At 63.1% G+C, this 10,318-nt stretch carries 8 protein-coding genes and 1 pseudogene; 4 read left to right on the forward strand and 5 right to left on the reverse strand.

Annotated elements, in window-relative coordinates; genetic code table 11:
* Positions 1-51: 51 nt before the first annotated feature.
* The 5 genes from EOB59_RS21105 to puuE all read right to left on the reverse strand — a co-directional run bounded on the left by EOB59_RS21105 (position 52) and on the right by puuE (position 5,561).
* A complete protein-coding gene (locus EOB59_RS21105) occupies positions 52-2,037 on the reverse strand; it encodes a CocE/NonD family hydrolase (protein WP_128289147.1) in 1,986 nt (661 codons plus the stop codon).
* A gap of 82 nt (positions 2,038-2,119) precedes the next feature.
* Entirely contained in the window at positions 2,120-2,713 is a 594-nt protein-coding gene (locus EOB59_RS21110) for a nucleoside deaminase (protein WP_128289148.1), read from the reverse strand.
* Between the two features lie 67 nt (positions 2,714-2,780).
* Complete coding sequence (locus EOB59_RS21115) at positions 2,781-3,272, reverse strand: ureidoglycolate lyase (protein WP_128289149.1); 492 nt, start codon at positions 3,270-3,272, stop codon at positions 2,781-2,783.
* Positions 3,269-4,132: a bifunctional allantoicase/(S)-ureidoglycine aminohydrolase gene (locus EOB59_RS21120; protein ID WP_128289150.1), complete on the reverse strand. Its 864-nt coding sequence runs from the start codon at positions 4,130-4,132 to the stop codon at positions 3,269-3,271. Before EOB59_RS21120 ends, EOB59_RS21115 begins: the two co-directional genes overlap by 4 nt.
* A 10-nt stretch (positions 4,133-4,142) precedes the next feature.
* Positions 4,143-5,561: an allantoinase PuuE gene (gene puuE, locus EOB59_RS21125; protein ID WP_128289151.1), complete on the reverse strand. Its 1,419-nt coding sequence runs from the start codon at positions 5,559-5,561 to the stop codon at positions 4,143-4,145.
* Between the two features lie 203 nt (positions 5,562-5,764).
* Here puuE and uraH point away from each other — a divergent pair, with 203 nt between their 5' ends.
* From uraH to EOB59_RS21145, 4 genes and pseudogenes are all read left to right on the forward strand, one after another.
* Positions 5,765-6,139 (forward strand): hydroxyisourate hydrolase, encoded by a 375-nt coding sequence (uraH, locus tag EOB59_RS21130; protein WP_127328582.1) that lies wholly within the window; start codon positions 5,765-5,767, stop codon positions 6,137-6,139.
* A gap of 3 nt (positions 6,140-6,142) precedes the next feature.
* Complete coding sequence (gene xdhA / locus EOB59_RS21135) at positions 6,143-7,624, forward strand: xanthine dehydrogenase small subunit (RefSeq protein ID WP_128289152.1); 1,482 nt, start codon at positions 6,143-6,145, stop codon at positions 7,622-7,624.
* Positions 7,624-9,975 (forward strand): annotated as a pseudogene (xdhB, locus tag EOB59_RS21140) (xanthine dehydrogenase molybdopterin binding subunit); the annotation flags it as partial. The gene xdhA and the pseudogene xdhB, both read left to right, overlap by 1 nt.
* A gap of 82 nt (positions 9,976-10,057) precedes the next feature.
* On the forward strand, positions 10,058-10,318 hold a 261-nt coding region (locus EOB59_RS21145; protein WP_281061728.1), incomplete at its 3' end, for an XdhC family protein.

Consider the following 10,318-nt stretch of genomic DNA (forward strand, 5'->3'; position numbering starts at 1 on the left):
ACATGCCGTGGCGTAAATCGTACGTCGCAATTGGACCAATGAACTCGGTGCTCAAAGAAGCGCGCGCGGCACGTTCTCCTCGAAATTGCGCTCGAAGACGAGCGTTTCGCCCTCATAGGCCTCGATTCTGGCGCTGACGATGAAGTTTTGCCTGTCCGATCGCATTTCGGCTGTCGTTTCGGTGCGTACCGACCATCCGTTTCGCGACAGGGTCTGCGTCCAGTGCGTCTTCCCCGAGGCCGACAGCGGATCGTCGGGATGGATCGTCCAGGTCTCGCGGGCGATGCTGCCATTGGCCAGGCCATGAGCGAGATCGCGGACCTCGCCGAAATCATCAACGATGGAAAGCGTCACGATTCCCGTCTTTTCGTCACGATCGATATGGCGCTCGGAATTGCTGGCGCGGATCGTCTCCGTTGCCCAGGGAGTGGCACCTTCCGGCTCGGCGAACGCCGCTTCGTCGTCTGTCGCCAGCGGCCGCAGCGGCAAGCGGAGCGTCGCCGCCGACAAGGTCAGCCGGACCGGCTCCGGCGACGGCCAGATGGCAGGCCAATAGGCGTTCGAAACGGCAACACGCAGGTGGTGGCCGGGCGGAACGCGATAGCCGCATTGATCGAGCACGACGCGCGCGAACACGGTTTCGCCCGGCACCAGCGCCTCGGGAAATTCATGCGAATTGCGATGCGTCAGATTGAGCACGCCATAGGAAATCAGTTCCGAGGCGCCGTCGGGATGCACGTCACAGAGCCGGATCGCGATGTTGGCCTGCGGACGGTCGGAGGACAGCCGCACCTCGACTTCCGGAGCGCCGACGATGTCGATCGGCTCGCTGAGTTCCGGCTGGTCGAAACACACCGACAGGGCATCGTCGGGGCGCTGATCGCCAGGCAGTTCGGGGCCGAAGGTGAAGGGAAAATACTCGCCGCCAGCCAGGCCGCAGCTTTGCGGCGAGGCAACGATGGCGGGTTTATCCGTTGGGGGGATCAGATCGACCGTCTGCGTCTTGATGGTTGGCGAGGGCCATTGCTGCTCCGCCACCCAGCGGCCGGGACGCTCGGGGTGCCAGCGCGCAGGACGCACGCTGTCCATGACATAGGCGCGGTAGGCCGGGTCGGATTCGACACCCGTGTCGACACCCTTCAGCCAGCGGTCCCACCAGCGCAGAGCCTCCTGCAGGAAGCCGATGGCGGGTTTTGGTCCTGCATAATGCGGATATTTGTGGATCCATGGCCCGATAATGCCCTTGACCGGGGCTTCGATGTTGCTGGCCAGATGCGAGACCGTGTTGCGGTAGCCGTCATGCCAGCCGCCGATCGACAGCACGGCGGCTTTGACAGCGGAGAAATCCTCGCAGATCGAGCCGCGCTTCCAGTAGGCATCACGGTGCTGGTGTTTCAGCCACAGCGGCGCCAGGAAGGATTGGTTCTCCAGCCGGGTCAGCCACAGATCGCGCCATCTGTTGTCGCCGGCCAGCAGCGGGTCCGGCGGCCGCGACGAGTAGGACAGCATGGTCGAGGCCCAGCCGAAGTTCTCGATCAGCAGGCAGCCGCCCTTGTAGTGGATGTCGTCGGCATAGCGGTCGACGGTCGAGCACAGGCTGATCACGGCTTTGAGCGCCGGTGGCTGCTTGGCCGCCACCTGCAGGCAGTTGAAGCCGCCCCAGGAAATGCCCATCATGCCGACATTGCCATTGCACCAGGGCTGCGATGCCGCCCAGGCGATGACGTCGCAGGCGTCCTGCAATTCCTGCTCGGAATATTCGTCGTCCATCAGCCCTTCGGAATCACCATTGCCACGCATGTCGACGCGGATCGAGGCATAGCCGTGGCCGGCGAAATAGGGATGCGTCAGCTGATCGCGAAAGATGGTGCCGTCGCGCTTGCGGTAAGGCAGATGCTCCAGGATCGCTGGCACCGGATCGTCGCCCGCATCCTCCGGCATCCACACCCGCGCCGAGAGCCGGCAGCCGTCCGGCATGACGATCCCCATGTCCGGGAATTCGACGACCTTGCGGGAAAATTCGGTGACTGTTTTCATGGCATGCTCCAGGATCGCCAGATGATGGAGCCGGTGGGATCGCGTCGTGGGCCAGCCAACGAATTCGGCTGGTCAATCCGCGTCAATTCAGCGGAATGTCGTTATCGTCCTTATTCGCCTGATAGACGCCGGACAACTCATCGTAGCGCGCCGAAATCGCGCCGATCCGTGTTTCCAGCCGTTGCCGCTCGGCTTCGGGCAAAGTTCGCACCAGCCGGCGAATGGAAAAGCTCTTCCAGTAGGCATTCTCGGCATTGTAGCCGCCGGGATCGAGGGTGAAGACCTCTTTCAGGATTTTCAGATCGTGCGGGATGGCAAAACTGTCGCGCGAATCCTCGTGGCTGAACAGATAGTAGAAATTGTCGAAGCCGGTCCAGGTGATCGCCGACAGGCACAGCGAGCAGGGCTCATGCGTGGCGATGAAGATGGCGTCTCTCGTATCGACGCGCTCAGCCCTGGGCATTTCGTAGAAGCGCTTCAGGCAGTGCACCTCGCCGTGCCAGAGCGGGTTTTCCATCTCGTTGTTGGTTTCGGCCAGCACCAGCGACCGGTCGTCCTTGCGCAGGATCGCGGCGCCGAACAGCTTGTTGCCATGGGTGACGCCGTCGGCCGTCTTCGGCACGATGTCGTGCTCGATAACGTCGAGCAGGCGGTCGATCAGCGAAATATCCGTCATCAGGGGGTCTCCTGCCGCATGTCGCCCAAAGTGCCCCCGGGTTTGGGGTAACGACACGCACAAAAAATTAAGGGAGATGGATCTCGTAGGCGTGCGAGAAATGGAACTCTTCGAGATTGGAGCCGTCGCCGCCACGGTCGACGATCAGGAAATCCTGAGGCTCGCCGAGCGGCGTCAGCACGCCATGCCAGAGATTGCGCCGGTAATTGATGCCTTGGCCGGGTGCGGTTATGAAGGCATGCGGCTCATCAGGCCCTTGCTCGCCGTCATGGCAGACGACGACCAGGAATGGACGCGGCGACAGCGGGATGAAGGCCTGGCTGCCGAAGGGGTGGCGTTCGACCATGCTCAGCTTCAACGGCAGTTCGTAAGGCGTGCCGCGCACCATCGAGATTAGCACGCGGGCATTCGGTCCGATCGCCTCGGCGGTCGCCAGATCGTGATAGCGCTCGGCCCTGCCGCCATTGATCGGGTAGTGGTTGTCGCCGCCCATATCGATGACGTCGCCGAACGGAGCAAAGCTCTCGCGGGTCAGTGGCCGCGTAATGATCCGCGTCACGGCGTCCGCCCGGGGACACCGGCGCCGCCGAGCTTGGCGTGCCGGTTGACGTCCTTGTAAAGCAGATAGCGGAATTTTCCCGGGCCGCCGGCATAGCAGGCCTGCGGGCAGAAGGCGCGCAGCCACATATAGTCGCCGGCCTCGACCTCGACCCAGTCCTGGTTGAGGCGATAGACCGCTTTGCCCTCCAACACATAGAGCCCGTGCTCCATGACATGGGTCTCGGCAAAGGGAATGACCGCGCCGGGTTCCAGCGTGACAATGGTCATGTGCATGTCGTGGCGCAAATCGGCCGGATCGACGAACCGCGTCGTCGCCCAGCGGCCTTCGGTGCCGGGCATCGGCGTTGGCGCGATCTCCTGCTCATTGGTGAAGAAGGCTTCCGGCACATCGAGACCGTCGACCACCTCGTAAGCCTTGCGAATCCAGTGGAAGCGCACGTCGGCCTTGCTTTCGTTGCGGACCGTCCAGCCGCTGGCCGGCGGCAGGAAGGCAAAACCCCCGGGCCTTAAACTATGCTTCTTGCCGGCAAGCAGAACTGTCAGTTCGCCTTCGACAACGAACAGCGCGCCCTCGGCGCCGGCATCGGGTTCCGGCCGGTCACTGCCGCCGCCGGGCGAGACCTCGACAATGTATTGCGAGAACGTCTCGGCAAAACCCGACAGCGGTCGCGACAATATCCAGACGCGGGTCTCGTCCCAGAACGGCAAGGCACTGGTGACGATGTCCTGCATCACACCCCGAGGAATGACGGCATAGGCCTCGGTGAAGACGGCGCGGCCGGTCAAAAGCTCGCTCTGGCCGGGGTGGCCGCCATGTGGTGCGTAATAGGTTCGCTCGGGCATTCTGATCGTATCCATGGGTTCAAACCTATTGCGGAAGCATGTCCTTGAGGCGGAGCAGCGTGATGCGCTCGACCTGTTTGCAGGCGGTCTCGAACTCGACGCCGCGGCTATTGCCGATGCGCGCCTCGAACTCCGCCAGGATTTCTTGCCTCGTCTTGCCCTTCACCGCGATGATGAAGGGGAAGCCGAAGGTGGTGACGTAGGCGGCGTTGAGCTTGGAAAACAGTTCGCGCTCCTTGTCGGTCAGCGCGTCGAGGCCGGCCGAGGCCTGTTCCCTGGTCGATTCCGCCGTCAGCCGTTTGGCCTTGGCCAGCTTGCCGGCAAGGTCGGGATGGGCGTTGAGCACCGAAAGCCGCTCGGTCTCGCTGGCGGAGCGGAAGATACGGCAAAGCACATTGTGCAGGCCGCCTGAAGTGTCATGCGCCGGGCCCAGTTCCAGTTCATAGGCGCGTTCGGCGATCCAGGGCGAATGCTCGAACACGCCGCCGAACGTGTGGACGAAGGTCTCGAATTCCATCTTCGATGGGCGGAGCGCCGGCGGTTGATAAGGATTGACCTCTTGCCAGTGCCTGGCGATATCGATGCGCCGGGCCAGCCAGACCTTGTCGTGCGACCTCACATAGTCGACGAAGCGCTTCAGCGCCGCCACCCGCCCTGGCCGCCCGACGAGACGGCAATGCAGGCCGATGTTCATCATGCGCGGCCGGCCGGCCTCGCCCTCGGCATAGAGCGTGTCGAAGCTGTCCTTCAAATAGGCAAAGAACTGGTCGCCCGAATTGAAACCTTGCGGCGTGGCGAACCGCATGTCGTTGACATCGAGCGTATAGGGAATGATGAGCTGCGCGCCGCCCTCATGCTCGAACCAGTAGGGCAGCTCGTCGTCATAGGTGTCCGACACATAGTCGAAACCGCCTTCTTCTGCCACAATCCGCACTGTGTTGATCGATGTGCGACCCGTATACCAGCCGGTCGGGCGCGCGCCGGTCACTTCGTAATGCAGCTTGATCGCCGCCTCGAGGTCGCGGCGCTCATCCTCGGCGCTGTGGTCGCGGTAGTCGATCCATCTCAGCCCGTGCGAGGCGATCTCCCAGCCGGCTTCCTGCATGGCCGCCACCTGATCCGGCGAACGGGCGAGTGCGGTGGCGACGCCGTAGCAGGTGATCGGCACTTGCGACTCGGTGAACAGCCGCAGCAGCCGCCAGAAGCCGGCGCGGGCACCGTATTCGTAGATTGATTCCATGTTCCAGTGACGCTGGCCCACCCAGGGTGCCGCGCCGACGATTTCCGACAGGAAGGCTTCGGACGCCTTGTCGCCATGCAGCATGCAGTTCTCGCCGCCTTCCTCGTAGTTGACGACGAACTGCACGGCGACATGTGCGCCGCCAGGCCATTTCGGGTCCGGCGGATTGGCTCCATAGCCGCGCATGTCTCTGCTGTAACGCATCGTCCCTCCCGCCGGGCACGGCCCGAAGTATGATCAGAGTATCGAAAGGGCGCTTCTCGCATTCCCCCGAAAATTTTTGAAAGTGTTTTTGTCGCACTCCGCTCGACCGGGACTTATGCATCGCCTTTAATTGGCGCACAATTCACTGTTGATACTTGATCGTACCGGGCCAATTCGCTCGTACCGGAAATGGGAGGCGGCCAATGGCAGAAACGTCGAATGCCGATGGCGGGCGTCTGACGACCCATGTCCTCGACACGGCGACCGGCAAGCCGGCGGCGGGACTGTCGATCGCGCTTTATCACCTCGACGGCAAGGCACGGACACATTTGAAGACCGTTGTCACCAATGCCGACGGCCGTTGCGACAAGCCGCTGCTCGCCGGCGCGGAGTTCCGCACCGGCGAATACGAACTGGTCTTCGCCGCGGGCGATTATTTGCGCCAGCAGGGGTCGAGCCTGCCGAAACCGGCCTTTCTCGATGTGATACCGATCCGCTTCGGCATGGCCGAGCCCGTGCACTATCATGTGCCGCTGCTGGTCTCGCCCTACGGCTACTCGACGTACAGGGGGAGCTGAGGCATGGCCAAAATCAGCATCCGCAAAGAAATCCGCTTCATCCTCAACGGCAGGGACGTCGCGCTTTCGTCGGTGGCGTCAGACGCGACCCTGCTCGACTGGCTGCGGCTAGAGCGGTCGCTGCGCGGCACCAAGGAAGGCTGCGCCGAGGGTGATTGCGGCGCCTGCACCGTGTTGGTCGGCAAGCTCTCGGCCGGCGGGCTGGTCTATGAAAGCGTCAATGGCTGCATCCGTTTCCTCGGCTCGTTGGACGCCACCCATGTCGTGACCGTCGAGCATCTGCGCGGCGTATCAGGCCAACTGCATCCGGTGCAGCAGGCGATGGTCGATTTCCACGGCTCGCAATGCGGCTTCTGCACGCCGGGCTTCGTGATGTCGCTCTATGGCCTGTGGATGAAGTCATCGAATCCGTCGAACGCGGATATCGAAAAGGCCTTGCAAGGCAATCTCTGCCGCTGCACCGGCTACGAGGCGATCATCCGCGCGGCGCATGCCATTTCCAGCTACGGTAAGGCGGCGGAGGATCCGCTGGCCGCGGAGCGCAAGGCGATCACCGAGAGGCTCGAGGCCATGCATGACGGCGCCCGGGTCGAGATCGGTTCGGCCAAGGCGCGGCTGGTCGTGCCGGCCGATGTCGATGATTTCGCCGCCGTGCTGGACAAGGAACCCGGCGCCACCATCGTCGCCGGCTCGACCGATGTCGGCCTCTGGGTCACCAAGCACATGCGCGATATTTCGCCGGCCATTTTCATCGGCAATCTCGACGGACTTTCCACCATCTCGGAAGAAAACGGCATCATTTCGATCGGCGCGGGCGTCACCTACACTGATGCCTTCGCGACATTGGCGAAGCGTATCCCGGCGCTGGGGCCGTTGTTCGATCGTATCGGCGGCGAACAGGTGCGCAACATGGGCACCATCGGCGGCAACATCGCCAACGGCTCGCCGATCGGCGACACGCCGCCGCCCTTGATAGCGCTCGGCGCGCAACTGACGCTGCGCCGTGGCAAGAAGCAGCGCACGATCGCGCTGGAGGATTTCTTCATCGCCTATGGCAAGCAGGACCGGCAGCCGGGCGAATTCGTGGAGGCGGTGCACGTTCCTGTTCCCGCCAAGGGCACAAAATTCGCGGTCCACAAAATCACCAAGCGCCGCGATGAGGACATTACCGCGGCCCTCGGCGCCTTTTTTCTGACGCTGGCTAAAGACGGCACGGTCGCGGAGGTGCGCATCGCCTATGGCGGCATGGCGGCGACGCCGAAGCGGGCGTCTTCTGTCGAAAAAGCGCTGCTCGGCAAGCCGTGGACCGAACAGACGGTTGAGGCAGCGATGGCCGAATATGACAGGGATTTCACCCCTCTGACCGACATGCGGGCCTCGGCCGAGTATCGCGCCCTGGCAGCGCGCAACCTTTTGTTGCGCTTCTTCGCCGAGACCAGCGGCACCAGGGACCCGATCCAGGTTTCAAGGCACGAGGCGGCATGATGAACAAGCACGCTGCCCCCAACCTCAAGGCTGAAAAGATCGCTGGCGGCGTCGCCACCGATCAGCGCCACGATTCCGCGCACAAGCATGTCAGCGGCACCGCCGTCTACATCGACGACATGCCGGAACCGGCCGGCACGCTGCATGGCTGCCTCGGGCTTTCCACCGCCACGCATGCCACGATCGCCAGCATGGATCTCTCGGCGGTGCGTACAGCGCCCGGCGTTGTCGACGTGCTGACGGCCAGTGACGTGCCCGGCGAAAACGACATTTCGCCGACCGGCCGCCACGACGAGCCGGTGTTGGCCGACGGCAAGGTGCAATTCTACGGCCAGCCTATCTTCTGCGTTATTGCGCAGACGCGCGAGCAGGCGCGTCGCGCCACCAGGTTGGCCAAGGTCGAATACAAGGAATTGCCCTTCGTCACCGACATCGGGGAACTTGATCCGAGGAAGGACAAGCTCGTCACGCCGCCACTGACGCTGAAGCGCGGCGATGCCGCCACAGCCATCCGTCAGGCGCCGCGCCGGCTAAAAGGAAAAATGCGCGTCGGCGGCCAGGAACACTTCTACCTCGAAGGCCATATCGCCATGGCCATTCCGGGCGAGGACCAGGACGTCACCATCTATTCCTCGACCCAGCATCCGAGCGAAGTCCAGCATATGGTCAGCCATGCGCTTGGCGTGCCGAGCAACGCCATCACGGTGGAAATCCGCCGCATGGGCGGCGGCTTCGGCGGCAAGGAGACGCAGGGCAACCAGTTTGCCGCATTGGCCGCGATCGCCGCGAAGAAACACCATCGCGCCGTGAAAATCCGGCCCGACCGCGACGACGACATGATCGCCACCGGCAAGCGTCATGATTTCCTCGTCGACTACGAGGTCGGCTTCGATGACGAGGGCAATATCCTCGGCGTCGATTTCATGTTCGCGGCGCGCTGCGGTTTTTCGTCGGACCTTTCCGGCCCGGTGACCGATCGCGCGCTGTTCCACTGCGACAACACTTATTTCTGGCCAGCGGTGCATGCCCAGTCGGCGCCGCTCTACACCAACACCGTGTCGAACACCGCGTTTCGGGGTTTCGGTGGCCCGCAAGGCATGGTCGGCGCCGAGCGCGTCATCGACGAGGTGGCCTTTGCCGTCGGCAAGGATCCACTCGAAATCCGCAAAAAGAATTTCTACGGCACCAGTGGTGATAGCGAGGGGGGCCGCAACATCACGCCCTACCACCAGACGGTCGAGGACAACATCATCCAGCGCATCGTCGCCGAGTTGGAGGAAAGCGCCAGCTATGCGCGGCGGCGGCGTGAGATATCGGCCTTCAACGCCAACAGCCGTTTCATCAAGCGCGGCCTGGCGCTGACACCGGTCAAGTTCGGCATCTCGTTCACCGCCACCCACTACAACCAGGCCGGCGCGCTGGTGCATGTCTACACCGACGGTTCGGTGCATCTGAACCATGGCGGGACCGAGATGGGGCAGGGCCTCTACGTCAAGGTGGCGCAGGTGGTGGCGGAAGAGTTCCAGATCGACCTCGACCAGGTCAAGATCACCGCGACCACCACCGGCAAGGTGCCGAACACCTCGGCCACGGCGGCGTCGTCCGGCTCCGACCTCAACGGCATGGCGGCGCAGAATGGCGCGCGCCAGATCAAGGATCGGCTGACCGATTTCGCCGCCGAAAAATACCAGGTGCCGCGCGATCAGGTGCTGTTCCTGCCCAACCGGGTGCGCATTGGCAACCAGGAAATTGCCTTCGCCGACCTCGTCAAGCAGGCCTATATGGCGCGCATCCAGCTGTCGGCGGCGGGGTTCTACAAGACGCCGAAAATCCACTGGAACCGCGACAAGGGTGAGGGCCGCCCCTTCTATTATTTCGCCTATGGCGCGTCGTGTTCGGAAGTCTCGGTCGACACGCTGACCGGAGAATACATGGTGGAGCGCACCGATATTCTCCACGACTGCGGCCGCTCGCTGAACCGAGCCATCGACATCGGCCAGATCGAGGGTGGCTTCATCCAGGGCATGGGCTGGCTGACGACGGAAGAACTGTGGTGGGACGCCAAGGGCCGGCTGCGCACGCATGCGCCGTCGACCTACAAGATCCCGCTCGCCTCCGATCGGCCGAAGATCTTCAACGTCACCTTGGCCGACTGGCCGGAAGCGGGCGAGCCGACCATCCACCGCTCCAAGGCGGTCGGCGAGCCGCCGTTCCCGCTCGGCATGTCGGTGCTGCATGCGCTGTCGGATGCGGTGGCCAGTGTCGCCGACAACAAGATTTGCCCGCGCCTCGATGCCCCCGCCACACCGGAGCGCGTGCTGATGGCGATCGAGAGGCTGAAGAAAGAGGCCGTCGCCTGAGTCTGGCGCAAGGTCGGCAATGCGTGCAATCCGGGCCGAAAAAACCTATATTTCCCGCACGGGAATGCGAATGATGAATTCGAAAGTGCAAAGCCTGAGAGACTTCCTTGCCAGCGCCGACTGGATTGCCCTGGTCGAAGTGGCTGGCACAAAAGGTTCGACGCCACGCGAGAAGGGCGCATTTATGCTCGTCTCGCGGGCGGCGATCTTTGGCACGATCGGCGGCGGTCAGCTCGAATACATGGCGATCGACAAGGCCAGGCAGATGCTCTTCTCCCCCCTTGAGGGGGAGATGTCGGCGAAGCCGACAGAGGGGGGCCTATCAGAAGGCACC

This window comes from Mesorhizobium sp. M7A.F.Ca.MR.176.00.0.0 (assembly GCF_004023165.1).
Lineage (GTDB): Bacteria > Pseudomonadota > Alphaproteobacteria > Rhizobiales > Rhizobiaceae > Mesorhizobium.

Excerpts from the sequence above, each read along its gene's own strand:
- EOB59_RS21105 (WP_128289147.1), bottom strand. The coding sequence starts at position 2,037 with ATGAAAACAGTCACCGAATTTTCCCGCAAGGTCGTCGAATTCCCGGAC.
- EOB59_RS21110 (WP_128289148.1), bottom strand. The coding sequence starts at position 2,713 with ATGACGGATATTTCGCTGATCGACCGCCTGCTCGACGTTATCGAGCAC.
- EOB59_RS21120 (WP_128289150.1), bottom strand. The coding sequence starts at position 4,132 with ATGGATACGATCAGAATGCCCGAGCGAACCTATTACGCACCACATGGC.
- puuE (WP_128289151.1), bottom strand. The coding sequence starts at position 5,561 with ATGCGTTACAGCAGAGACATGCGCGGCTATGGAGCCAATCCGCCGGAC.
- uraH (WP_127328582.1), top strand. The coding sequence starts at position 5,765 with ATGGCAGAAACGTCGAATGCCGATGGCGGGCGTCTGACGACCCATGTC.
- xdhA (WP_128289152.1), top strand. The coding sequence starts at position 6,143 with ATGGCCAAAATCAGCATCCGCAAAGAAATCCGCTTCATCCTCAACGGC.